This is a genomic window from Shewanella oncorhynchi (genome assembly GCF_030848765.1).
Lineage (GTDB): Bacteria > Pseudomonadota > Gammaproteobacteria > Enterobacterales > Shewanellaceae > Shewanella > Shewanella oncorhynchi.
Window position 1 is genome coordinate 2,139,969 of record NZ_CP132914.1, and the last position, 26,027, is coordinate 2,165,995.

General features: G+C 44.9%; 21 protein-coding genes. 9 read left to right on the plus strand and 12 right to left on the minus strand.

All coding sequences use genetic code 11. From position 1 onward, the window contains the following. Nucleotides 1–276: 276 nt before the first annotated feature. From RA178_RS09795 to RA178_RS09805, 3 genes are all read right to left on the minus strand, one after another. Nucleotides 277–1,503, minus strand: a complete 1,227-nt coding sequence (locus RA178_RS09795) for a DUF819 family protein (protein ID WP_306685260.1) — start codon at nucleotides 1,501–1,503, stop codon at nucleotides 277–279. A gap of 43 nt (nucleotides 1,504–1,546) precedes the next feature. Continuing rightward, nucleotides 1,547–2,428, minus strand: a complete 882-nt coding sequence (locus tag RA178_RS09800; RefSeq protein ID WP_028759678.1) for a LysR family transcriptional regulator — start codon at nucleotides 2,426–2,428, stop codon at nucleotides 1,547–1,549. Between the two features lie 123 nt (nucleotides 2,429–2,551). Further along, entirely contained in the window at nucleotides 2,552–3,580 is a 1,029-nt protein-coding gene (locus RA178_RS09805; protein WP_306685261.1) for a porin, read from the minus strand. Between the two features lie 226 nt (nucleotides 3,581–3,806). Between RA178_RS09805 and RA178_RS09810 the strand changes: the two genes are divergently transcribed. Next, nucleotides 3,807–5,576: a flavocytochrome c gene (locus RA178_RS09810; RefSeq protein WP_306685262.1), complete on the plus strand. Its 1,770-nt coding sequence runs from the start codon at nucleotides 3,807–3,809 to the stop codon at nucleotides 5,574–5,576. 469 nt (nucleotides 5,577–6,045) lie between these two features. On the opposite strand, the gene RA178_RS09815 is transcribed toward RA178_RS09810, so the two are convergent. Both RA178_RS09815 and RA178_RS09820 read right to left on the minus strand, forming a co-directional pair. Further along, nucleotides 6,046–9,165 (minus strand): multidrug efflux RND transporter permease subunit, encoded by a 3,120-nt coding sequence (locus RA178_RS09815; protein ID WP_306685263.1) that lies wholly within the window; start codon nucleotides 9,163–9,165, stop codon nucleotides 6,046–6,048. A 16-nt stretch (nucleotides 9,166–9,181) separates the two neighbouring features. Next, nucleotides 9,182–10,339 (minus strand): efflux RND transporter periplasmic adaptor subunit, encoded by a 1,158-nt coding sequence (locus RA178_RS09820; protein ID WP_306685264.1) that lies wholly within the window; start codon nucleotides 10,337–10,339, stop codon nucleotides 9,182–9,184. Between the two features lie 165 nt (nucleotides 10,340–10,504). Between RA178_RS09820 and RA178_RS09825 the strand changes: the two genes are divergently transcribed. The 3 genes from RA178_RS09825 to trmY all read left to right on the plus strand — a co-directional run bounded on the left by RA178_RS09825 (nucleotide 10,505) and on the right by trmY (nucleotide 13,550). Continuing rightward, nucleotides 10,505–11,233 (plus strand): response regulator, encoded by a 729-nt coding sequence (locus tag RA178_RS09825; protein ID WP_306685265.1) that lies wholly within the window; start codon nucleotides 10,505–10,507, stop codon nucleotides 11,231–11,233. After that, nucleotides 11,230–12,309, plus strand: a complete 1,080-nt coding sequence (locus RA178_RS09830; RefSeq protein ID WP_306685266.1) for an ATP-binding protein — start codon at nucleotides 11,230–11,232, stop codon at nucleotides 12,307–12,309. Before RA178_RS09825 ends, RA178_RS09830 begins: the two co-directional genes overlap by 4 nt. Nucleotides 12,310–12,953: 644 nt before the next feature. Then, on the plus strand, nucleotides 12,954–13,550 hold the full coding sequence (trmY, locus tag RA178_RS09835) for a tRNA (pseudouridine(54)-N(1))-methyltransferase TrmY (RefSeq protein WP_006086220.1): 597 nt from the start codon (nucleotides 12,954–12,956) through the stop codon (nucleotides 13,548–13,550). Between the two features lie 82 nt (nucleotides 13,551–13,632). On the opposite strand, the gene RA178_RS09840 is transcribed toward trmY, so the two are convergent. Further along, on the minus strand, nucleotides 13,633–14,499 hold the full coding sequence (locus RA178_RS09840; RefSeq protein WP_306685267.1) for a LysR family transcriptional regulator: 867 nt from the start codon (nucleotides 14,497–14,499) through the stop codon (nucleotides 13,633–13,635). Nucleotides 14,500–14,616: 117 nt separating this feature from the next. Here RA178_RS09840 and RA178_RS09845 point away from each other — a divergent pair, with 117 nt between their 5' ends. Further along, the gene (locus tag RA178_RS09845; protein ID WP_263148935.1) at nucleotides 14,617–15,723 is read left to right on the plus strand and encodes an NADH:flavin oxidoreductase/NADH oxidase; all 1,107 of its coding nucleotides are present in this window, start codon (nucleotides 14,617–14,619) and stop codon (nucleotides 15,721–15,723) included. Between the two features lie 252 nt (nucleotides 15,724–15,975). Here the strand turns inward: RA178_RS09845 and RA178_RS09850 are convergent, their stop codons facing one another. Then, nucleotides 15,976–17,763 (minus strand): DUF3413 domain-containing protein, encoded by a 1,788-nt coding sequence (locus tag RA178_RS09850; RefSeq protein ID WP_306685268.1) that lies wholly within the window; start codon nucleotides 17,761–17,763, stop codon nucleotides 15,976–15,978. Nucleotides 17,764–17,829: 66 nt separating this feature from the next. After that, nucleotides 17,830–18,048, minus strand: a complete 219-nt coding sequence (locus RA178_RS09855) for a YejL family protein (protein WP_011847036.1) — start codon at nucleotides 18,046–18,048, stop codon at nucleotides 17,830–17,832. A gap of 77 nt (nucleotides 18,049–18,125) precedes the next feature. Between RA178_RS09855 and yejK the strand changes: the two genes are divergently transcribed. Next, nucleotides 18,126–19,154: a nucleoid-associated protein YejK gene (gene yejK, locus RA178_RS09860; RefSeq protein ID WP_006081997.1), complete on the plus strand. Its 1,029-nt coding sequence runs from the start codon at nucleotides 18,126–18,128 to the stop codon at nucleotides 19,152–19,154. A gap of 157 nt (nucleotides 19,155–19,311) precedes the next feature. Here the strand turns inward: yejK and RA178_RS09865 are convergent, their stop codons facing one another. Beyond that, on the minus strand, nucleotides 19,312–20,310 hold the full coding sequence (locus RA178_RS09865) for a cytochrome-c peroxidase (protein WP_306685269.1): 999 nt from the start codon (nucleotides 20,308–20,310) through the stop codon (nucleotides 19,312–19,314). A 482-nt stretch (nucleotides 20,311–20,792) separates the two neighbouring features. Between RA178_RS09865 and RA178_RS09870 the strand changes: the two genes are divergently transcribed. Together RA178_RS09870 and RA178_RS09875 are read left to right on the plus strand one after the other, a co-directional pair. Then, nucleotides 20,793–21,665: a 6-carboxytetrahydropterin synthase gene (locus RA178_RS09870; RefSeq protein WP_105252704.1), complete on the plus strand. Its 873-nt coding sequence runs from the start codon at nucleotides 20,793–20,795 to the stop codon at nucleotides 21,663–21,665. A 298-nt stretch (nucleotides 21,666–21,963) separates the two neighbouring features. Then, nucleotides 21,964–22,902, plus strand: a complete 939-nt coding sequence (locus RA178_RS09875; RefSeq protein ID WP_371135010.1) for a M23 family metallopeptidase — start codon at nucleotides 21,964–21,966, stop codon at nucleotides 22,900–22,902. A gap of 154 nt (nucleotides 22,903–23,056) precedes the next feature. On the opposite strand, the gene RA178_RS09880 is transcribed toward RA178_RS09875, so the two are convergent. The 3 genes from RA178_RS09880 to RA178_RS09890 form a co-directional block, all read right to left on the minus strand. After that, entirely contained in the window at nucleotides 23,057–23,317 is a 261-nt protein-coding gene (locus RA178_RS09880) for a DUF5062 family protein (protein ID WP_006081993.1), read from the minus strand. 292 nt (nucleotides 23,318–23,609) lie between these two features. Further along, on the minus strand, nucleotides 23,610–24,293 hold the full coding sequence (locus RA178_RS09885) for a VOC family protein (RefSeq protein ID WP_306685270.1): 684 nt from the start codon (nucleotides 24,291–24,293) through the stop codon (nucleotides 23,610–23,612). 174 nt (nucleotides 24,294–24,467) lie between these two features. Continuing rightward, nucleotides 24,468–24,980, minus strand: coding sequence for a L,D-transpeptidase family protein (locus RA178_RS09890; RefSeq protein ID WP_028759690.1), 513 nt, complete (start codon nucleotides 24,978–24,980; stop codon nucleotides 24,468–24,470). A 172-nt stretch (nucleotides 24,981–25,152) separates the two neighbouring features. On the opposite strand from RA178_RS09890, the gene RA178_RS09895 reads away from it, so the two are divergent. Further along, complete coding sequence (locus RA178_RS09895; protein ID WP_306685271.1) at nucleotides 25,153–26,010, plus strand: ion transporter; 858 nt, start codon at nucleotides 25,153–25,155, stop codon at nucleotides 26,008–26,010. Nucleotides 26,011–26,027: the final 17 nt, after the last annotated feature.

The following is a 26,027-nucleotide window of genomic DNA, read 5'->3' on the forward strand; positions in this document are numbered from 1 at the left end:
AAGTTCTTTTTAAGCATGCCAAAAGACTGAGGTATATGCATGGTAAAGTGTCCCAGTTTGAATCATGAAAAAAACATAACAAATATGGGCAGGCTGCGCGTAGCTGCGACTTTATCACAGTGTTGAATCACCCCGAGGTTTGATTGATAGGGGGGAATGTATAAGTTGTATTGTTAAATAGAAATTTTCTGAAAGCTTTGGGTAATGCTTTGAAGATTCAGAAGTGGCATTTATTGGGAGCAAAAAAATTAGTTGGACACACTTTTTGTTCCCATCTTATGGTTGAATAAACTGCATTAAAAAACCAAAATACCATGCCAACAAAGACGCCCAAGTATAACCCCAAACTGCCATCAATAAAGCAGCGGAAGCCAGCCTTGGGTGAAAAGCGCTGGCGATAACTGGTGCAGAAGCCGCACCACCAATATTACACTGACTCGCGATCGCGAAGTACATGATAGATAATCGAAAAAATACAGTAAAAATAAATAAGATAATAATGTGTATAGAGAACCAAATAAGAGCGATACAAACGTAATAGGGTGCGGCGCTCAATGCGCTAATATCAAAGTTCAACCCCATCAACATTATCATGATATAGATTAAAAAAAGAGCTATTTGCTGAGTTTCCTTGACTAACACATGTCTTGCATTTGTTAAAGAAAATAATAATCCTAAAAAAGTTGCAATTAATACTGACCAAAAAAATTCAGAAGTAAGATTGTATTTAAATAAGTGTGGGAAACTATTAGCGATTCTTGTTGCAAGGAAGGATGATAATTTTTCACTAAAGAGAATTACAATGAAAAAAGTCAAGCTCAATATCAGAATCCAATAATAGCTTGTTTGTTTTCCTATCACTTTACGTTTGATGTCAGTGCAAAATATCGGTCTATAGCTTTTATCAGCTTTCAGGAAATCATCGATTTTATCTTGGCGTTCTGCAATGAAAAGTAATATAACCATCCATATACCGGAAAAAAGAATATTAATAGCCATCATTACCGCAAATACGGCATCACCGACACTGTGGATTTCTTTTACAGCCAATTGATTGGCGGTTCCGCCAAGCCAGTTTGCCATCAGTGTTGACATGCCTTTCCAAGCAGCATTATCTCCCTGCCAGACGAGTTCGTTCGGAAAAAATATAGAGCCTAACCATAGGCTTAATGGACCGCCAATACAGATGCTAACAGCACCTAGCACGTACATACCGAGAAGTTTTTTTCCCACTAAACTGAGAGCAAAGAAATCGGTACCTAAAATCAGCAAAAATAAACAACCGGGCATTAAGTGTGTTTTTGCCATTTCGCTAAGTTGACTATGACTTGCATCAATAATATTTAGCGAGCTAAAGATGGCAGGTAAGGCGTAGCACATTAGCATCAGTGGAAAAATACGATAAATTTGCTTAAAAAGTGTAATAGAGGATGTGTGTGTATAAAATAAACTACATAGTAAAAAGACTAAAAAAAATCCTATTCCAAGATCTGATGATATCAATTTAATTCACCTAGTAAGAATAGCTGGTATACATTGTTATATTTTACAGTAGCTTACTAAAGGCTAGGAAACTCATGCTTAATGCAGATAATTCTTCTCCTTCACGCTGAATTGACCAATAAGTTCGTTTATAATCCCATCCATCCACAGGTAATAAAATAAGGTCTTTTCTTGCTAATTCAGCGTCAATCGCTAATAGGGGTAATACACTCAAACCTATACCTGTTCCAATTGCCCTTTTAATAGAGCCAATGGTTGACATGCAGATTTCATCACGAACGTGGATATTTAAGCTTTTTAATAACTGAATTGCACGAATTCGAGAGAACGATGATTCATGGTCGAATATCCACAATTGTTCACTAAGCCAAGATTTTGTATTTAAACCATTTGCAGCAGGATGAGTTACGCCACTCACAATGCAAAGATTATCTTGTAACCAATGCTCACAAATGAGATTTTTACTCGCGGGTTTAGCATCAATAAAGCCTAAGTCTAGTTCTTTTTCTGAAACCATTTTTTCAATAACTAAACTATTATCAATGACTAGTTTTATTTTTACATCGGGATATTGGTTCTTAAATAATGGAATTTTTTTAGATAATACATAGTTACCAGCAGTCTTACTGCTCCCAATGGTTAACGTCCCCTTAATGCCATGTTCAGGGAATGAAAATATATTTTCTAACTCTTTTCCCTTGGATAGCATTTCATTAGCATAAGGTAATATTATTTCTCCATGCGCATTTACAACCAAACCTCCCGCCACTCGCTCAAATAATCTGCAGCCTAAAGAGCTTTCTAATTCTTTAAGTGCCATACTTACAGCAGGCGTTGACATATGAAGTACTTTTGCCGCTTTTGAGATCTGCCTCTCAGAATGTATGGCTTTAAAGATCATCAATTGTCTTAATGTTATACGCATCAAATGCTCCGCGAGGGGAAAATCAGTTATACTAGCAGTATAATAGTTTAAAACGATAAATAATTAACATGATAAATATCTGATTTTTATAAAGCGGCTATTTAGCCGCTTTATCTATAGAGGTTAAAATAGATATCTTGTAGATACAAAAATGAGAGTGTCATCAAACTCAGTATGTCCTTTGGCGTCAGTATAGTCACCATCAAAATAGGAAATACCTACCCCAAAAGTCAAATCCTTTTGAGCCTTAAAATCAACGCCTACTGAATATTGACTTGCATCACTCTCTTTTAGTGTTTTTAGATCTGCTCCGGCATTTTTTGTCACTTTACCCAGCCCAGCATCATCTTTTAAATATTGAAATTTTATATCATATTTATTAATAGGAACAACCATACTTAACAGATAGGAGTTACCTTTAATATTATCATAAATACTTGACTCAGATCGCTGGTACATAGCTCCTAATTTTACGGATGAAATAGCAACACCACCCACCAGTCTTGTTGCCTCTAACTGGTTTAATCCATCAGCATAAGCTATTGAAATATAGTGACTATTATTTTTAAGTGCTGCATCGCCTAGGGAAAAACTAATTGCATAATTGTTTTGTTTATCAGAAAGTTCTGGATTTTTTTGATTAAAATCCTTATCAAAAACATAACTGATACCCATAGTAACACCAGCGACCTTAGCGCTATTTAATGTTATCGAATCGCCTAATCTATCGTTACCTGCAATGATCATATTCATATCGCTTGAGGTAATATTAAACAAATCCACTTTACCTTCAGCACTTTTAAAAACGGTATCATTTCTTCCGAAAACAGCTGAACCATAGTTAGTTTTAAAACCTAAGTAAGAGTTCCTCGGTTTGAAAATATTAGAATCATCGTTATCAAAGCTTTCTATCCCAGCTTCAAATTTATATAACAAGCTAAAATTATCATATACACTATACTCACCTTTAACGCCTAAATATGATGCATAATTTTCAAGGGAAAATCCATCAACTTTCTCGTTACCAGAAAGACCATTACTTGAGTTGGCCACACCAAGCCACAGTCTTCCATAAAAATCTAATGGCTCAGATAAAGCTGGAGTTGAACAAATTAAAATAAAACTAAAACCAAGATATTTAGCATTTTTCATCGACATCACCTTTTTAGAATGTAAAAGCAATGTCATATTAGAGATTTAAGCAAACACATCTCCGCTTTAGATCACATCTAATCAACAAAAACATCAAGTTAAGCATAACTTAAAGTGTGTTAAGTTATATTTAACAATTTCAATTTATTGCTCAATGTCACTATTTAAAAAAATTAAGAAACTATCATCACGCCAAATCTTACCAAAATAAAAACTGGAGAATTGCATGAAGATAAAATACTTGAGTATTATTGTCTGTTCGATTTTAACGGCATCATCATGGGCTGCTGATAATAAAAATGATTTAGCATCATTCCATAAAGATGTTAATGGTTGTAAAACCTGCCATACAGCACCCAATAAAGTGAGCGATAGCGAGACATTTGAAAATAAACAATGTAAATCCTGCCATGGTGATTATGGAAAACTAGCAAATCCCAAACTAGAAATTGACCCACATTCTTCACACTTAGGTGATATTAATTGTACGTCTTGTCATAAAGGACATGAACAACCAAAATTATATTGTAATGAATGTCATTCATTTAAAGGGCTCGACATGCCTTTTAATAAAGCAAAATCCAAAGAACCGTGGGACAAAGGTTGGGATAATGAAGCAATAAATAAAGCGATAGCTGCAGGTCCTAAAGAAACAACGGATGTGATTGTTGTTGGAGCCGGTAGTGCTGGGTTTAATGCTGCGATTGCAGCTAAAAAGGCGGGGGCTAACGTTATATTGCTTGATAAAGCACCATTTAGTGGTGGTAACTCTATGCTCGCCGCAGGCGGGTATAATGCTGTGGGTACAGTTCAGCAAAAAGATCATAAAGTCGATGATAAAATCGAATGGTATGTCGAAGATACAATGAAAGGCGGTCGATATGCTAACGACCCTAAATTGGTACAAATATTAGCTGAGCAATCGGCTGATGGCATTAAATGGTTAGAATCTTTGGGCGCCAATATGGATGATTTAAAACGCTCTGGCGGCGCTAGAGTCGATAGAACACATCGTCCATCTGGTGGTTTAAGTGTTGGTCCACATATTATTGATGTACTAAGAAAAGCATCGGATAAAGAAGGGGTTGATACAAGACTCAACTCAAAAGTAGTTAAACTGGTTCTTGATGATGAACAAAAAATTGTGGGTGTTGTCATCCACGGTAAACACTCTGGTCACTATATGGTTGCAGCTAAGTCGGTTGTTTTAGCCACAGGTGGTTATGGGTTTAACAAAGAAATGATTGCTTTTTATCGCCCTACATTTAAAGGCATGACAAGTTCAAATAATATCACTTCAACTGGGGATGGTATTGAACTTGCTAAAGCAGTCGGTGCAAGTATGACTGATATTGATTGGATCCAGACACATCCAACAGTAGGAAAAGATAGCCGTATATTAATTTCAGAAACGGTTCGAGGTGTCGGGGCCATAATGGTTAATAAAGAAGGCAATCGCTTTATCAATGAATTAACGACTCGAGATAAAGCCTCTGATGCCATTCTAAAACAACCTGAACAATATGCTTGGCTAGTATTTGATAATGAATTATATAAAAAAGCTAAAATGGTTCAGGGGTATGATCATTTAGAAATGCTTGAAAAGGCCAATACTGTTGCAGAGCTTGCAAAAATAACAGGAATGACTCCAAGTGTTTTAGACAAAACTATCACAAACTACAACCATTATTTCAAACAGGGTAAAGATGAGGCATTTAACCGTGAGCAGATGCCACTATCAATAGAAAAATCTCCTTATTATGCCGTAAAAGTTGCTCCTGGCATCCATCATACTATGGGGGGAGTTGCCATTGACACTAAAGCTGAAGTACTCGATATACAAAGCCAACCGCTCAAAGGTTTATTTGCGGCGGGAGAGGTGACTGGTGGTGTTCATGGGTATAATCGACTGGGTGGTAACGCTGTCGCTGATACTGTGATTTTCGGTAAAATCGCAGGGACAAATGCTGCCAAACATGCTCTAAATACAAAGTAACGCTAAATCAGTGAGAGACTCGTTATTGTCTCTCACAACATCTCAAGTTTTATTCATCGTAAATATTAGCAATAAAATTATTGCTTGAGTTAAAGTACTCCCCTGCTATTTTTTGAGAGGCTAATGTAGCCTCTCTTTTTTATTTGTCGGCAGAATTAGATTCGATGGATTTTGCTCACTTTTCGATGGCTTCATCTTCTTTATATCGCGCGGTATATGGGTTAAAAGTACTCACTTTTCCATAAAGCTAATCGTTCCCTGTGGGCGAGTTCGGCATTACATTACTATTTGATTGGAGTGTTCACAGACTTGATTAAGTGCCTTATAAGCTGAAACTATTGTGATTACTGAACCTATATTTCCAGCTTTTTAAATGATGACAGATATATTGACTAGCGCTAGTGCTCTGTTGGCTCGTGTCACGAAACTCCTACAGAGCATTAGCGAGGCGTCAGCTCATTTCCTGAGGCTATTTGGCTGTATTATGCCGCGTAAGCCAGGCACTCAAGCGCTCTTGTGTGCCGATGACAAAGACAAAAAACGCCGGTACGAAGAATATTGCCAGCAAGGTGCCACTGAGCATGCCACCGAATACGCCAGTACCGATTGCATGCTGAGTTTCGGCGCTGGCACCGCTCGCAAGCATTAAGGGCACCACTCCGAGAGTAAATGCCAATGACGTCATCAGAATGGGACGCAGACGCAAGCGTGCAGCAGTCACTGCAGCATCTATCAGCGTATGGCCCTCGGCATGCAATTGGCGGGCGAACTCGACGATGAGGATAGCATTTTTTGCCGATAGACCGATGATGGTGATCATTCCCACCTTGAAGAACACATCGTTAGGCATATCACGCAATATTACTGCCGTTACCGCGCCCAGCAGACCCAGCGGCACGACCAACATCACCGAAAGTGGGATCGACCAGCTTTCGTACAACGCAGCGAGTACCAGAAATACAACCAGAGCGGACAGCAACATTAGCAACGGTGCCTGCGCCGCCGATTGGCGCTCTTGCAATGATGCCCCCGTCCACGCTACTGCGAACCCTTGTGGCAACTGCGCCACTAAGCGTTCCATCTCGGTCATCGCTGCGCCGCTGGAAACGCCTGCTGCCGCGCCCCCGGAAATACGCATAGCCGGGAAGCCCTGAAAGCGCATCATTTGCTGTGGCGACTCTTTCCATTCAGCCGTCACTACTTCCCGTAGAGGCACCATGCCACCACTTGAATTACGCACGCGCAGGCTGAGCACGTCGTCCAATTGCATTCGTGCCGTAGCGTCGGCCTGCAGTATGACCTGCTGCATACGTCCATTATTTGGGAAATCATTGACATACAGTGATCCCATGGCCGCCGAAAGTGTGCTGCTGACCGCGGCGAAGGACAGACCCATAGCCTCGGCTTTTGACCGATTGATATTCAGGCTAATGCTCTCACCGGGCGGCAGGCCATCTGGGTAGACATCGCTGACCACCTCGCTCTGCACAGCCAGTGCCAGCAATTGTGCCTGTGCAGCTATCAATGCAGCCTCGCCCCGATTGGATCTATCCTGCAGGAACAGAGTGAAACCTGAGGATGTGCCCAGCTCGTCAATGGCTGGCGGCATCATGGTCATCACTGTGCCTTCGACGTTATCAGCCATAGCTTGCTGCGCCAGTGCCGCTTCTTCGGCAGCTGTGGCGCCATTTCGTTGATCCCAGTCCTTGAGCATAGTGAAAGCCATGGCGGCATTGGGGCCGGAGCCTGCAAAGCTAAAGCCCTGGACTATCATGTTGGCATCCAGCGCAGGGCGTGAGGCGACGTGCGCCTCGTAGGCTTTGACCACATCCAGCGTGCGCTCGCTGGTAGCGCCTGTGGGTAATTGGATGGAGGTCATGAAATAGCCTTGATCCTCTTCTGGCAGGAAGGATGACGGCAATTGCCCTGCAGCGATGACTAGCACCATGCAGAGTACGGCGAATGCCGCCATCATACGTCCACTGCGTCCAACCAATCGTGCTACGCGTTCACTGTAGCCTGCGGTGAGTTGTTCAAATCCACGGTTGAAGGCGCCGAAGAAACCGCCTTTTTGATGGTGATCAGCACTAACTGGGCGCAGTAGCGTGGCGCATAGTGCTGGCGTTAGGGTCAGTGCGAGGAAGGCCGAAAACAGAATAGACACCGCCATCGACAAAGTGAATTGTTGATAGATCACTCCCACTGAGCCGCTACCGAAGGCCATGGGGATGAATACGGCGGTCAGCACTAGCGTGATACCGATCACCGCGCCGGTAATTTCCTTCATCGCCTGTGAGGTTGCCTCTCGCGGCGACAGTCCTTGGGTAGCCATCAGTCGCTCAACGTTTTCCACCACCACAATAGCATCGTCAACAATAATGCCAATGGCCAGCACCATGCCGAACATGGTCAGCGAGTTGATTGAGAAGCCTGCCAGTAACATCACCGCGAAGGTACCGAGTAGCGCTATGGGCGCGACGATAGCTGGTATAAGTGTGTAGCGCAGGTTCTGCAGGAACAGGAACATCACCATAAATACCAGCGCCATAGCTTCAAACAGGGTATAGATTACTTTTTCGATAGACACTTTGACGAAGGGAGCTGTATCGAATGGCACTGAGTAGTTCATGCCAGCTGGCATCATCGGCGCCAGTTCGGCTAGGCGTTCACGTACCGCAGAAGCTGTGCGTACAGCGTTGGCTCCTGGCGAGAGCTGGATAGCAGCACTGGTCGCCGCCACACCATTCTCACGGTTAGAAAAACCATAGGACTGAGCGCCAAGCTCGACCCGAGCAACATCTGCGAGCACCAATTTTGCACCATCGGCACCTGCACGTAGGACGATAGCAGCGAACTCCTCGGGCGTGCTGAGTTGTCCTTGCACTGTTAGGGGGACCGTCAGTCGTTGTCCCTGTAAGACAGGTTCATCACCGAGTCGCCCTGGGGCTATTTGTGCGTTTTGCTGCTCAATAGCGATAGCAAGGTCGTTCATTGTCAGGCCATAGGCGGTGAGTTTATTTGGGTCTACCCAGACGCGCATGGCTTGCTCGGCACCGAATAATTGCACGCGACCAACACCGTCGATTCGGCGCAACTCCTCGACAATATTGCGCGCCAAATAGTCGTTTAGCGCGATTTCGTCGAATTGGCCGTTAGGTGAGGTCATACCAATCATCATCAAAAAGCTTGAAGCGGCCGATTCAACCTGCAGACCGCTCTGCCGTACAACTTGAGGTAGGCGTGGTTCGACAGCCTTAATGCGGTTTTGCACGTCCACTTGGGCCATTTCAGCATTCGTGCCCGGTTTAAAGGTAGCTGTGATCTGTGCACTGCCCGAGCTGTCAACTGATGATTCGAAGTAGAGTAAGTTCTTCACTCCTGACAATTCGCGCTCGACTAGACTTACCACTGAGTCATTAAGTGTCTGTGGCGTGGCTCCTGGATAAGCGGCATAAATGCTCACCGACACGGGTGCCACTGATGGGTAGCGGGAGATGGGTAACTGTGGAATGGCGATGACGCCAATCAGTACGATAAATAAGGCTATCACCCAAGCAAATACTGGGCGGTTGATGAAAAACTGCGGCATGGCGACTTCTCCAAATTTAGCGTACGACAGCGCTAAGTTGCTGATTAGCAATAGTAGGTTGCCAAGGGCGCGCGACGACCTGCGCAGTTGGGCTTAGGCGTTCGATGCCTTCAACAACTATCTGCTGGCCAGCGCTTAGGCCGGATACTACGTGATAGCGACCTGCCACCAATTCATTGACCTTTATTGCCACAGGCTGCACCTTAGTCTGCTCATCAAGCACCCACACTTGGGGTTGGCCAGCTTTGCGAGTCACAGCCTGCTGAGGCACGTTCAGAGCCGTAGGATAGTAAGTTTGTGGAATGCGAGCTTTTACGTAAAGACCGGGTAACAGACGATGCTGCGGGTTATCTACCAGTACGCGCAGCAGTACATCACCAGTACCTGCATCTACCTGAATACCTGAAAATAAGATATGCCCTTGCATGCCAAGAGGCTCGCCACTACTGCTAAGGATCTCAACAGCCAACTCCGGGGCTCCAGAGTTGGCCTGCTGACGCATCGCTTCCAGCATTGATGCTGGAAGACGTACATCAACGTACACTTGGTTGATTTGTTGGATCCTCGCCATGGGTGTGGCATCGGTGGGTGAGACCAATGCACCTTCACTCACTAATGCTTCATCTATACGTCCGGAGATGGGTGCCTCGACGCTGGCAAACTGTAGATCTAACTGACGCCGTGCCAGCGTAGCTTTGGTTTGGGCTATATCTGCGGCAGCCTGATCGCGCAGGGAAATAGCATCGTCATGCATTTGTTGGCTGACGGCCTTGGTTTGTATCAAAGAGGCTAAGCGATCGGCTTCTTGACGAGCCCGAATCCATACTGCTTCGGCACGCTGTAACGCTGCAGCAGCAATATCGACATCCGCTTTAAATGGCGCTGGATTTATTTGAAACAGCACAGTGCCAGATGTTATCTCGGCGCCCTGTTCGAATAGACGACCTTGCACTATGCCGCTAATTTGCGCGCGGATCTCAGCGCTGCGAACCGCAGCGACACGACCGGGCAGATCTTTAGTCACCAATAGTTCTTCATTTTCTAATGTCATCACTGACACTTGAACCGGAGCAGTTGTCTCTTCATCCTGTACTGCTGAATCACAACCTACCAATCCCAACACGGCAATTCCTACAAATAACACAAAGCTTAAGTGCCGCTGTTTGATGTACATAACCTACTCTCCTCAATGTACAGCGATCTCACTAATGGCGTTTTATCAAACGCTAGAGAACTAATGCTGAATTATGACGAGTCAGTATTGCGAATTATTCGAGACATTGTGGAGAATGTATGGAGGGGATGATAAAGTTCAGCAATTTTAACGTTGGGGCAATCCATGGCTAATCTCAATGCGTCCGTAAGTTCTATGACTTCGGCACTGGTGTTAATTGCAGAGGATGAAGCAGAGATTGCCGATATCCTTATCGCTTATTTGCAGCGCAGTGGGCTGCGAACTCAACATGCTATCGATGGTATCCAAGCGCTAGCTATGCACCAAGCATTTAAGCCCGATCTATTGCTGCTCGATGTACAGATGCCGAATCTCGATGGCTGGAATGTACTGAATGAAATTCGCTCCCGTGGTGACACGCCGGTGATCATGCTCACCGCGCTTGATCAAGATATCGATAAATTAATGGGGTTACGCCTCGGTGCTGACGACTACGTGGTTAAACCATTCAATCCCGCCGAAGTGGTGGCTAGGGTGCAGGCGGTACTGCGACGCGCCCGCACTAACACGCCTATAAATACCCAAATGTTGCGCGTCGGCCAGTTCCAAATCGACTTAGACAGCCACGAGGCTAGCGTAATCTGTAACGGTCAGCAGCAGGCACTGGATCTGACCTTGACCGAGTTCAAACTGCTCGCTTGCTTGATGCGAACACCGAAACGTGCTTTTAGCCGTGAGGAGCTGTTAATTAATTGCTTGCCTGAGGGCGATACTCAGGAACGAACGGTAGACAGTCATATCAGTAAGCTACGTAAAAAGCTTGAAGCCCTCGGTATTCAAGGAGTGCCGCTCAGTGTCTGGGGGGTTGGCTATCGCTTTGGTGGTGAAGTATGAGGCAAACACCGGGTTTGCGCAGGCAAATTATCCAGTCCCTAGCGGTAATGACATTAGGCATCATTTTCCTGTCAGTGTTTGGCTCCTATGTATTCTATGCCATTGCAGTAGCCTACCTGCCAGGCAGTATATCTGAAACCTGGATGCCTTCTCAGATGGAGATGCTATGGATAGTTTGCACTATCATAGCCGCGTTGGGGATGGCGCTATTTGTTGCCATTCGCCTGTCACGGCGCATTCTTACTCCTCTTAACTCTGTGGCATATAGCCTGCGCGAAGTCGCCCAGGGCAAGCTTAACGCGCGTGCGCGAATGGACCAACATGCGATGGGGGAGACGGCGCAATTGGTGAGTGACTTCAATGCTATGGCCGAGCGCCTAGAGTATATGACTCGCGAGCGGGAGTTTTGGAACGCGGCAATCGCTCACGAACTCCGTACCCCTGTCACCATTCTGCGTGGTCGGTTGCAGGGATTAGCGGAAGGCGTTTTTAGCCCCAGCAGTGAGCTCTTCGAGGGACTGTTACGGCAGGTTGAAGGCCTTAATCACCTGATCGAAGATTTACGAGTGCTGAGCCTCAATGACAGTGGTCATCTAGAGTTACAGCGGGATGAGGTCTGTTTAGCCGAGGAACTTAGTGCGGTGATTGAGACTTTCGCTGCGGTGTTAGACGCTAAGGGATTCATACTGAAGCAGGAACTCGATACAAGACTTAAAGTTTACTGTGATGCTATACGAATACGTCAAGCGTTGATGGCGCTGCTGGAAAATGCACGCCAGCATGCTGATCCTGGCACTTTGACTGTAAGACTCTACAGCGTGGGGGCAAGCTGTTATCTAACCGTAGAAGATGAAGGCCCAGGTATTCCTGATGAAGCAGCAAGCTACATATTCGAGGCATTTCGCCGAGTTGATCCGTCTCGCTCTCGGAAAAGTGGTGGCAGTGGACTCGGCCTCGCAGTGGTTAAAACAATTGCTGAAGCTCACGGCGGCCACGTGGTTTGCCAGCCATCGGGCCATGGAGGAACAATATTCGTCCTTTCTTGGCCTGTTAAAGCTGGTTTAGGACCTCCTTAACTATGTCCTGATGCTGGAATTATCTATAGGAAAGGTGACATGCTGAGTGATTCCTGCACGTATGGCTACCGCGTCAGAGCACATTGCTGAATCGGGAAAATGCAGGGATTGTAGGTATTCCCTAGATCCCATTGGTTGTTATCCGATATTGATTACAACTAATGGGATGTTATTTTGTTTGAATACGCTCAATTTGTTGTATTTGTAGCCTTGATATCGCATTTGCGTGTAAGTGTACATAAATTGTTGAGGTAATTAAAACGTGCAAAATCACATGATTTATGTTTAAATTTAGCAGGTTATGATTAAGCGATTTACTGTTATAGAGTGTCAGGGGGTGGAGGTTAGAATCCTCTCAGACCGATCAAATTAGATGCTTTTTGTTAGTTTGTTTTAATCATTAAAATAACCAGCAGTTAAGTAAAACAAAACCCCGTGTTAGCATTGCTATACGGGTTTTGTTTTTTATACCTTTTCGCTGCCCATATGATTAACGCTGCTTGCGACTAAGGTTCAAGTTCGAGTGATTAGGCTGATTTTGGTACAGCCAAAGGCAAAAATTTTCAAGGCGAAATTGTCAATTTCACAAATTATATGCATCCGCCATTTAGCATTTAAGACATTATTGAGTAGGACATTTACCTATGCGCGCGTTTGTTTTACGAGCAAGATCAGCACCTACTGACAGTCAGTTGTTTTTGGCTTCTGTCGGCCAAGAGGCGCATACCGAGATTTTAGCTCATACCCTGATGAACACTATCTTTGTGGCTCAGTCCCATCGAAACGATGTTGTCGTTTATTTGGTGCTAGAAAGTACCCATGATTTTTCCCGCACTATTTGCTTCGATACTCGAAATATTTGCCATATTGGTGGTTTTCACGAGCAAGCTTTGCTCACTAAAATTGCCAAAGCCTTAGATATTTCTCGGGGTATGACGAAGGAGCAAACCCGTGTTGTTGACGAGGGCATTACTGTGAGCACCATCAGTTTTGAAAAGCTGGTACAGGACCTCGCGGTGGATTATCAATTGTTTATGATGGATAAGAAGGGCACTTCAATCCGTGAGCAAGAATTTGTGGGGAATCCGTGCTTTTTGCTGACCGATCATATTCCTATGCCGAAGAAAAGTTTTAATACCTTGAAACGACTCGGCGCGCAAAAGATTAGCCTAGGGCCTAAGATGTTGTTTGCTTCTCAGTGCGTGGTATTGATCCATAATGAATTGGATATTAATCAATAGCCTCTGAGTCTTATGTATCCGTTGCTAACGCTGACTATTCCTGTGTGGCAACCTGTGTCGAGCCCCATTTTTTAATGGGGTTTTATATTTTCCCCTTTAAAAATGTGATCGCTTTTTGGGCTCTGCGCGATAAGGGCCATTCCGCACGATGGATAAGCCAAATGGTGTCTACAACTTGGCTGCCACATTCCACAACATAGATATCTTCTTGTCGTTCAAAGGCTTTGCGGGCGTATTGCGGGATAACCGTAAATCCTAGCCCTTTTGCTACAGGTTCGAGAATGAGGCTGATTTGGTTGGTAAATCCCTTGCAGGGGATCTCTTGAATGCCGGGGTGAGTTGGATATTTACGGCTAAGCAGCCGAGTCGCCATGGCCTCACCATCGGGATGGGAGATAAACCCTAGCCGTTGTAAATCAGCCCATTCATGTTGTTTATGGCTTGCAGGTACCACAAGTTCAAGCGGCTCTTCGGTAAAATGTGTGCTGTGAATACGAGGATCGGAAGGTTTTAAGGTTACCATGCCGATTTCATGTTCATTGGCCAACACTGAGGCCACTATCTCACTATCAGGTGCAAAACGGTGGCGAATGCTTAACGCCGGAAAGGCTTGTTGTAATTCGATTAATAGTGGAAAAAGCGTTAAACCAATGCTACCTGGAGTGATAAGGCTAATATCACCGGCATTGGCGTCATCATGGATAAGTTTCTGTTGTAGGCGTTTCTGCGCGCATTCAACTTCTTTAACGTAGGTCAGCAGGTTTTCCCCTATGGGAGTGATTTCAAGCTGGCGGGTGCGGCGTAAAAACAGTGTGCCGTAGGTTTCTTCTAAGCGACTGATATGCTGGCTCACAGCCGCTTGGGTGATACCTATAGCTTCGGCGGTGCGGGTGAAATTCCCTTTCTCGACTAGAACGCTAAAGGTGTGTAACCACTGTGGATTTGTCATAAGTAAAATTTATCAAATCTATAATCTGTACGTGCTTTTAATTATGGCACGATAAGACTAGTCTGTCGTCATTCAGTATTCAAATACCTTTTGATCTTAATAGACACAGGAAACACCATGGCCGATCTATTTTCATCCTTCAAACTTAAAGACATCACCCTCAAAAACCGTATTGCCGTTGCACCCATGTGCCAATACCAAGCCACAGATGGACTCATTAACGACTGGCATCAGGTGCATTACACTAGCCTTGCCCGTGGCGGTGCCGGTCTTGTCGTAGTTGAAGCCACTGCGGTTTCTCCTGAAGGCCGTATCACCCCCAAATGCCTTGGGTTATGGAATGATGAACAAGCACAAGGCTTAGCAAAAGTGGCTAGTGCGATTAAAAATGCGGGTGCTGTTGCAGGCATTCAGATTGGTCATGCAGGCCGTAAAGCGAGTGCCAATATCCCGTGGGAAGGGGATGATCATATTGCCGATGATGACGCGCGAGGTTGGCAACCGATTGCACCATCAGCTGTCGCATTTGGCGCAAACTTACCTAAAGTGCCTACCGCTATGACGATTGAGGACATTGAGCGGGTTAAAGCCGACTTTGTGGCGGCGGCAAAGCGTGCTTTAGCGGCAGGATTTGAATGGTTAGAACTGCATTTCGCCCACGGTTATTTAGCCCAAAGCTTCTTTTCAACCTATGCCAATCAACGCACCGACCAATACGGTGGCAGTGCCGAAGGGCGGGGGCGCTTTTTGTTAGAAACCATTGCCGCGGTAAGAGACGTTTGGCCATCGCATTTACCCTTAACGGCGCGATTTGGTGTGATTGAATTCGACCATAAAGATGAAGAAACACTGACGGAATCGATAGCCTTGGTGAAGCAATTTAAGCAAGCGGGGCTCGATATGCTGAACGTCAGCATTTGCTTCTCGACCCCAACGGCAAATATTCCATGGAGTCCGGCATTTTTGGCGCCTATTGCAGCGCGGGTTCGTCAAGAAGTGGGGTTCCCTGTTGCGACGTCTTGGGGTATGGATGATCCACATCAAGCTAATGCGGCCATTGAAGATGAACAAATGGATTTAGTGATGATAGGTAAAGCGTTTTTAGCGAATCCACATTGGCCGTATCAAGCGGCGCAAACCTTGAAAATTGCGCGCCCATCTTGGGTATTACCCGCTTCCTACGCCCATTGGTTAGCACGCTACTCTACGGTTAAAGCCGATTGATTGTAGAGTGACTTGAGTTGATTTAAACCTAAGCCTTAAAAAGCCGTTATCTAAAGATAGCGGCTTTTGGCTTTAGTGGCAGGTAAGGTCCATCAGAAGAGACTAGCTTAGCTACAAGAGACTCGCTACGCTGTCCCTTCAACCCACGCAGTTAAATCCAAGCTTCGTGCATTTCGTATTCATCCAGTCGCCAGGGAATAAAAAAGCCCCAATCCTGTAGGAATGGGGCTTTTTTAACTAAGATGATGAAGCTCAGTGGTTATAGAAACGTCGACCTTCACGCATCACTTCAATCAATTCAGGCGCGCTCATTTTTTTATTGAGCCTATGTTCATAGTTTTCATCGTAAATACGATATTTACCGTGGCGGTCAATCACTGTCACTTCTGCTTCTTGATAGATAGCAAAAATACGGCTATCACCTATATAGATCCACGTTTCTTTGTCAGGTTGTAATAGGCTGCGGCCAGCGCTGTAATCTGTCGTGTTATTGGTGCAACCTAGCACGTGGGTCATTAAAGTCGGCGCAATGCCGTAATGGCTGGTGCGGTATTTGACCTTAGAAGCGCCAGTATTCGGCCAGTGGATCACTAATGGCACTTTGACACTCTGTGGTGACAGGTTGCGATTAGCTTCATCACTATTGCTGGTGAACATTTTGCCATTGACCCCAGTGATAATCACTAAGGTGTCGTTAGACACATTGGCCAGCATCGCCTTGAGTTGTTGATCGACAAAATACAGAGATTGGCGATATTGATTAAACAGTACTTTTTGCGCTGGCATAAGGTCGGTATTGGCTTTCACTGTTTCGATACCCAGAAAACCCACGGGAGTATCAAAATTTTCTGGCGCTTTTAAGTTAACGAGCGCCAACCAAGGTTTATGTTGGATGCTGTGCCACTCGTTAAAACTGGCCACTGTGTGCAAATCGGCATCGGCACTGCCATTGGTTTCTTTGGCTACGACAGGATTAAAGTCATTAAACATCGCTTGTGATGAACGCAAATTGAGATTGGTTTCAGGGAGGAAAAGCCCCAATTCATAGCCTGCTTGTTGAAAACTTCTTGTCAGTAAAGGACTGGTGCTATTAAAAATTCGCGCATCGCCATAACTGCCTTGCAGGCCATAGAGTAGCGAAAACATGCCCGTTCTAAATTGGTTGCCGCCGCTGAAATGCTGGGTAAAAGATTGATTATTTTCAGTGTATTGGTGTAGGAATGGCATGCTTTTACCATCGACCATATCTGCCCGCAAACTGTCTATGGTAATCATCAACACGTTAATTTTCGTGTCGGCCTGGCAGGTGAGTGGCTGCTCTGGATAGCTGAGTATACTGGTGTTGTGATTGACGTCATCGCCTTGGTATGAACCATCGATACCGTGACTTTCCATAAAGGAGCGAGCAGTCGCGGGATAAGATAAAGGATAAGTATCGTCGAAACGGGTAATTTCGGTGATATCGGCGGCATCGGCCCAAATGTGGATCAAGTGGCTGCTGATAAAACAGATACACACTAAGGTGATAACTTTATTGCCTAAATTGAGTTTTTGGATTTTCTCTATGCGTTTCCACAAAAAATTGGCCATGGTCAGTTCAATGGCGATGATGGCCAGCGGTGTGACGATATAAGAAGTACCACGGAGTAGGGCATTGAGATCCGCCCAAGCTAAATCGAAGGCGAAGGGGCTCAAGTGCATGCCGTAATCGGCGTAAACAATGGTATCGTACAATAAGATACAAAGACTTAGGGTCGCGATCACCGCCGCGACACCTCTTAATATCTTTGAATAGGGCAATATCAAGGTTAGTGGAAATAGGCAGATCAAATAGGCGATAAAGGCGAGAAAGCTAAACTGACCAATAGTGCTGACGCTCAGATAAAACCAGCCATACCAAGTTTCTGGATAACCTACGCTGCCAAGGTATCGGCTTCCGACTATCATGGCTAATAAGCCATTGAAGAAGGCGAACCAATGCCCCCAGTTGATGAGCCGGGAAACCCGATCGCGGCTCATTTGCTTTTTTCGCTCGACCATAGTGATCCGCTTATTCCTAAAAGGCCTTGTATCTTATATTCTTTTGATGATTATTACCCAGTTAACTTACTGGGATTTAACCGATTGTGCGAGTGCTTTTGCAAATTGTTCGGCCACGGCTTGGCGCGATTCGCTGGGCACTTTACGTTCTAGCAGGTTAGTCACGCAGTTACCCAATGCCATCAGGCTCAGGTCAGTCGGTGCTTTATGCTTTTCTAACACAGCCAATATTTCGGCGATTAATGATTCAACTTGGGTGTTTGAGTATTTCGATTGGATTGCCATAATCAAAAAATGTTTCACTTTGGAATGGATTAGCGGCATATAATAGCGGATTTATCCCAGTATCACTATCAGGGCTTATGAGTATTAACATCGAACACGCAATTATTCACGAGATTTCTCAGGACAGCCAGGGGCAATTACGCTGCCGTTTGCGTCCTCAACCTCTGCTGAACGGTCAGGCGGTCGAGGTGATGCTCGACGAGTTGCATCAGACATATACGGGAAAGGCTGGTAAAGGTTTTGGCTATTTTGGTATCCATGGTGACGACGGTGAGGCGAACCCCGCCTTTGCCAATGCGCTAACTCAATACCGTGGCGGCGATTTAGGGTTTGTGGAGTTTTCCGGTCAAGCCAGTAAATTACTGCAAGAAGAATTGTCAAAGTACGACTTCAGTCAAGGCGGTTTCCTGTTGATGTCTTGCTATACCAGCATCACCAGCGATTATTTGTTTGTGGCTTTATTAAGTGCTAAGTCGTCAATGACAGTATTAGACGATATGGAACTGTCGCAAAATAACCATTTGGATTTAAATAACATCCAACTCGCGGCGCGTATCGATTTAACTGAGTGGCAAGCCGATAAGGATTCTCGCAAGTACATCTCCTTTATCCGTGGCCGTGCGGGACGTAAAGTCGCCGACTTTTTCCTCGACTTTATGGGCTGCGTAGAAGGCGTCAACACTAAGGCGCAAAACAAAACCTTAATGAATGCGGTTGAAGATTTTGTTGCCAGTAGTGAGTTGACGAAAGACGAGCGTCAGCAGTGCCGTAATAAAGTGTTTGAATACTGTAGTGAGCGTTTCGATGAAGGCGCTGACATTGAGATCAAAGACTTGGCCGATGAGTTAGCCGATCAAGGTATGGACTCCTTCTATGATTTTGCCCGTGGCGGCAGTTATGATCTTGATGAAGAGTTTCCGGCCGATAAATCGACCCTGCGCCAATTGAAGAAGTTTTCTGGTACGGGTGGTGGCGTAACGTTAAGTTTTGACGGCGGTCACTTAGGCCAACGGGTGATTTACGATCCCATCTCTGACACGATTTTAATCAAAGGTGTGCCAGCAAACTTAAAAGATCAGCTTGATCGTCGTCTTAAAGGCGAATAGTACTTAATTAATCTATCGTTTTTTAAGCGAAAGAATAACCAAAGGCCGAGAGTTTTTACTCTCGGCCTTTTTGTTAACTAAGTCGCGCTGACTTAGTGTCTATGCTAAGTGAGTACAGCTAAGTGAGTACTTCTTAGTCAGTGACTCGTTGCCTATGTTAATTATTGGAGCTAAATGGCACAGGACGTGGCGTATCTTTATTCGATGGTGGCAAAATAGGTAGCGTGATTTGCGGCTGTTCGCCCGTTAAGGACTCAAGGAAGGCGACCATTTCTTTCACTTCTTGGTCAGAGAGTTTTTGCCCTAATTGAATGTCTGCCATGGTATTCACCGCTTCTTCCAAGGTCCAGACGCTGCCATCATGGAAGTAGGGGTAGGTGAGCTCAATATTGCGTAGTGTCGGCACTTTAAACACATATTTATCAGCTTCTTTACCTGTGACGCCCTTACGACCTTCTGCTGGGTTATTGGTGTGGAACGGTTTGATGAGTCCCATTTTCATATACATGGTTCCACCGACAGCGGGGCCGTTATGGCAACTCACGCAACCTTTATCCTTGAAGAGTTGGTAACCCGCTTTGGCATTCGCGCTGATGGCCTCTTGCTTGCCCAGAAGATATTGATCGAAGGGGCTATTAGGGGTGACTAAGGTTTTTTCAAAGGTGGCAATCGCATCGGTTAAACGGTCAATTGTGACTTTTTCATCGCCATAGACCTTGGCGAAGTGCGCTCGGTAGGCGGGCATAGAGGCGATAGTTTCAGTTGCGAGTTCATGGGTAAAGCCCATCTCTTTCGGGTTGGCGATAGGGCCCGCGGCTTGTTCTTTTAAATCACTGGCACGACCATCCCAAAATTGAGCCAGCATAAAGTCGGCATTAAGCACTGTGGGCGAGTTAATTGGGCCTTCCTGCCAATGGTGACCAATAGACGTTGGCAGTGCATCGACACCACCAGTGGATAAATTATGGCAAGAGTTACAAGAGATAAAACCAGATTTAGACAGTCTGGGTTCGAAGAACAGCATTTTACCTAATTCAACTTTTTCAGGCTCAGTGATCTTGGCTGCTGTAATGACTTCGATGGGTTCTGCACTGATAGCATGGGTACTGGCTAACATACCTGCGATGAAAATGGCGATAGATGTAAGTTTAGTCATCTTATTTCTCCCTATATAACCTTGGTTTTTGTATGGTTTAACAGGGATGCTAGCGGTTAATAATGCTGAGTGATAATGCTTTGTTTCGATTGGGTCTATCGCTGTTGCGGATTAAGCTTTTGCGATCTAATTCGCTGTTTTTACGTTGTTATTTTGCTAGGTTGAGTGGTATTTCTGTTAAGGCTTTATCTGTTAATCGACAAGGTCGATGCATTGTTGCTTTCTGCCTATCGGTACCTGATGGTTGCAATGAGTTGCATTGCTGGATTTTCGACTACCTGATACACACATCTGATACAAACATCTGATACAAAATATTGGGCCGAGTGGATTCATTTGTCGCGACAACAGACGGAATTGATTAGAATCTCCATTCATGTTGAGTTAACTCGTGTTGAGTGCCTCAAGTTAGCATGCTCGGCCATCGCCAAGCGGTGCTATAAAATTATATAGGTGGACTGTTTTTCTGCCGAGGAGCGTTAATGCAATTGTTTGTCAAAGATTTAACTGTGATCGATTTTTCCTATTTGTGCCCAAAGCGCGGCATGGTGGGGGAGAGTTGGATTGTTGATGTTCTGCTAGAAGGCGGATTAGACGAGCAAAACATGGTACTCGATTTTGCTAAAGTCAAACGTACGATCAAGCAGACCATAGATGCGGTGGCCGATCATCGTTTATTAGTGCCTACGGCCTGCAGCAGTGTGCGATGGCAACAGCAGGGCGATAGAGTATGGATGGATTTTGATAGTCAGCTAGGTGAAATTCATTTGGCCTGTCCTTCACAAGCCTTTGCCTTAGTGCCGACCGAAGAGATTGATATTCCCAGCGTGAATGCCTTTTTACAGAAAGCATTGCGCGAAGCTTTACCTAAGAATGTCGAAGGGATCACGCTCACCTTGAGACACGAAATCCTCGATACGCCTTATTACCATTACAGCCATGGTTTACGTAAACACGATGGTAATTGTCAGCGTATCGCCCATGGGCATCGTAGTCCTATTCACGTTTATGAAAATGGCAGTCCAGCAGCTAAGTGGGATGAGTATTGGGCCAAACGTTGGCACGATATTTATTTAGGCAGTGAAGAAGACTTGGTTTCAGTTAAGACCCTTAATCTTTCGCCGCAAACGCGGATAACCGATGACAGCCACTATGGTTTTCATTACCAAGCCCCCCAAGGGGATTTCCAATTGGCAATGCCAAAGGAATGCTGTGATTTAATTCCCCACGACACGACGGTTGAGTTGTTAGCCGATTATATTGCCACGACATTAGTCGCTAAAGTGCCAGGAAGTCAGTTTAAAGTGGTGGCGTTTGAAGGTGTTGGCAAGGGCGCGATCGTCGTTAAGGGATAGGCACTACGAGCTGATATAAGTGAATGGACTTAAACTATTCACCTTTTAATCACGGATTTAATAGGCCTCGGTAGATTATCGGGGCTTTTTTGTGTGTTTTTAGCATAGGCTGAACTGAGATTACGACAGGGATGTGGGTTTGCAGAATCGATTTTTATGGTGCGTTAGGTTAACGTGGCATTGATTGAATTCGGTTGCGTTTTGTGTCGCGATGAATGTATTTAGTGGGTCTTGATCCCTATTGCCCATCGATAAGGATTTTTTGAAGATGTTGGAAACTAGGATATTGGAAACTAAGATGCTGGAAAATAATAAGATGTTGAGAAATAAAGTATCGCAATTTTTATCTCACGGTGGAGCCCCCCTAAGTTCAAATCCAGTGCGCTGCTTATCGGCATTATTCACTTTGGGCCTAGTGCTCATTGCGCCTCAGGTACAAGCTGAGGTGAGTTTACAGGGTAAGTTAGAGCAAGGCGCATTAATGCGGGGTCAAGCGCCAGCGGGCACTCAGATTAGCTTAAATGGTGAAGCCATCAAGGTCACGCCTGATGGTCATTTTGCCTTTGGTTTTGATCGTGACGGTGAACTGAGCCAGCAGCTAACCTTGGTTTATCCCGATGGTTTGACTGAGGTTAAGCCTTTAACCTTAACCAAGCGAGAGTACGATATTCAAAGTGTAAAGGGCATTAGCTCGAAGATTATGAAGCCTGATCCTGTCGCGCAGGAAAGAGCGGCGAAAGACACGGCGCAGGTGAAAGCGGCGCGGGCAACATTTAGCGAGCAAACGGCCTTTTTACAGGAGTTTATTTGGCCGCTGACGGGGCGTATTTCCGGAGTTTATGGTAGCCAACGTATTTATAATGATGTACCCGGTAATCCACACTTTGGGGTGGATGTGGCGGCGAAAACCGGCACTGTAGTGGTCGCACCCGCCGATGGTGTTATTAGTCTTTCTGTGCCTGACATGTTTTATTCGGGCGGGACTATGGTGATCGATCATGGTTATGGCGTGAGTTCGAGTTTTTTGCACTTGAGTAAGCTGTACGTCAACGCGGGTGAAGCGGTTAAGCAAGGCCAAGCTGTTGCAGAGGTGGGCGCAACAGGCCGTGCAAATGGCCCACACTTAGATTGGCGAGTGAACTGGTATCAAATGCGCCTCGACCCTACAACCATAGTGCCGCCAATGGCAACAGTGCTAGCGAATGAGAAAGCCAACAAAGCGGCCAAAAAGGGCTAGGTTCGATATTCAACTCTGGCTCACTTAAATGGCGCAATAATGCGCCATTTAATGGTGATCCTTATCGTGAACACATAGTGAGTTGGCTTCTTTCTAGGCTAGCTTCAAATGTCCGCTTGCCAATAATCATTTTTAACCGAGTCGCCTAAAAAGATTACTTCAATAGTGGATGATCAGCAGGCAGTTGGCGGGTGATCCATAAAATCAGTTTATGTTTCATGTTTGGCCCATCTTCTTTATCTTTGGCCAGTGGCTGGATTAAGTTGTCGGTGACCAATAAACGATAAATGCATTCCACTTTGTCTTTGGGTGAGATGCCTTTGTCAAAGTCTGCATATCCGCGTTTTTTGGCATAGCCCACGCCGATTTCCATGGCGAACTTCAATATTTGTGCTTCGTTCTTGTGTGGCTTCATTGGCGATCCTCTGTTTGCACATAGCATCCATTTACTGGACACGATAATTTGTGCCTGATGGCATCTGCGAGTTATACGTCCTAAGTTACGCTAAATATGCTGTTTTTTAGATTTAATTTTGGCGATTTTTGACAAAACTACCAAAAAACTGACCTAAAAATAACGAGAATATTGAATCTGATTAAATTGTCATCAACTCAGATGTTAACTCAGGTACTGTCGTAGGTTTTAGCTAAGGCAAGTGCCGATGAAAATCTAAGCTCAGCTTTATCTGCTTGAGTTTAAGTCTGACTTAACATTCAGATACTTGTTCGCTCGCGATGACCGCTTTTATGCCATGGGGATGCACTTTAATGCACACATTGCCGCGTTTAAAGGCGATAGTTGGATTGGCTAAACGTTCTTTATCGCCTTTGGGCGAGCTCATCTTGACCTTAATCTCAGCAAGGGATGGCAAGTCTGGTAATCTTGACTGCTCTGATTCAGCTGTCTGCTCAGATTGCGGCAATGGACTCAGTCCTAGGTTGAGTAAAGAGCGGAGTGTTGGACATAAGACCAGTAAATCTTGGCTCAAGGTATCGCAATCTTTGGCTTTAGAATCAATAACTAACTCTATGTGCTCCCAGCCTTCCTGTGGATAAACTTTATCTCTAGGATAGGGAAGCTCGACGCAGGCAATGCTAAATTGACCGAGTGTGAGTGGCGTGTCTAGCTCGATGATCAGAATCGTACGGCCATTGATGATGTTGTCTGAAATGATTTTACCTATGCGGCTAAAGGCGTCTTTCAGTGCATTGGCACTGGCGATAGAGTTAACGCGTAATGCCACGTGATCGCAAAACAGTGCTTTATCTGTTAAATCTAAGGTCTTAAGGAAAGCGACAATTTGTGCTTCAAAGGCTGGCCAGCCTTGGATTAATTGCTCATAGCTGAGGTTTGCACTGTGCGGCGCAACAGGCTCGTTGAATTTAGGCATAAATACTCCAAGGCATTTCTATTGGCGTTAGTTTTATCCCTTAAGTAAATGACCGAGACTATTACAACTAACATCATGCTTTAAAAGGTTAAATAAAAACGCCCATTAAGCTGGGCGTGTTTGATATCGTTCAATTATCTATTTGGCATTTTGCCATTAGGAAGCGGGCTAAGATTAAGGCCAAATCTCAATCGGCGTTCCTTCATCGACTACTTTCCACACTTCATCCATTTCGGCGTTGGTAATCGCGATACAGCCGTCAGTCCAGTTGTATTGCTGGGCTTGTTCTGGCGGCAGTGACGACTTAGGGTTTTGGCCGTGGATCATGATCATGCCTCCGGGTCTAATGCCTAAGGCTTTGGCTCTGAGTTTATCCTCTTCATTAGGATAGGAAATATGGATCGATTTATAATAAGCACTATCAGGCTTTTTATAATCTAGGGTATAACGCCCCTGTGGTGTGCGTTGATCGCCTTCCTTTAATTTGTGTCCAGCGGGTAGGTCACCCATGGCGATGCGATATTGTTTGAGCACTTTGCCATCGCGTAATAAAGCCATACTGGATTCGGATTTAGTGATCACCACCAGATCCACTTTACCCATGCCAGAGGCATGTAATTCGGGTGAAACGAGAGCCGCGATAGTCACAGTGAGAGATGTCAATGTGGAAAGTAGGGTGGCGCGCATGGAGTCCTCGAAAATAAACACAGGTTGTTGGCTTTTTTCGGCATCATACCGCAATTTTATCCTACTGTGAGTAGATAATTTTGAGCTAGGTGCAATTGCATGGCAGACTCGTGGCATATTTATGCTGTAATCCCTGTGTTAGTCAGTTTGTTGCAAGGAAGTAAAAGTTTGTATGTCTGAGAATATCGAATCCGAAAGTCTGTTAAAACGTCAATTACGTACCATTATTTTTGGCACTGATACTCCTGCTGGCCGCTATTTTGATATCGCCCTCATGGTGTGTATTGTGTTGAGTGTCGGCTTAGTGTTCCTCGACACTGTAGAGATATTCCATCGCGAATACGGCCAGCTTATTTCTGTGTTGGAATGGGTATTCACCATTATTTTTACGATTGAATATGGCCTACGTTTGTACTGCGCGACTCATCCTGTGTTATATGCTCGCAGCTTTTATGGTTTAGTGGATTTGTTATCGGTATTGCCAAGTTATCTGGCGTTGCTGATCCCTGGCGCTAACTTTACCTTAGTTATCCGGATACTTAGGCTGTTTAGGATTTTCCGCGTACTCAAATTACTGCGTTATTTGAGTGAAGGAAATGTTCTACTTAGGGCGATGATGCAGTCGAGTCGTAAGGTTTTTTTGTTTTTCTTCTCGGTCAGTTTGATCGTTATGGTACTGAGTTCAGTAATGTATGTGGTTGAAGGGCCAGATAATGGTTTCAGTTCAATCCCTAAATCTGTGTACTGGACAATTGTGACTATTACTACAGTCGGTTACGGTGACATTACCCCGAAAACCGGATTAGGTCAGGCGATTGCGGCTTTTACTATGCTGATTGGTTACTCTATTATCGCAATCCCAACGGGGATTTTAACCGCCGAGATATCCCAAGAAGTAGGGCGTCATCGAGATTTACGCTCGTGTAATCAATGCCATAAGACAGGTCATGATATTGATGCCATGTATTGTAGTCGTTGTGGATGTGAGTTAGATAGCTTGGATGTGCCCGTTGATAAAGGCGTTTCATGATGACTTCGGCGAACACT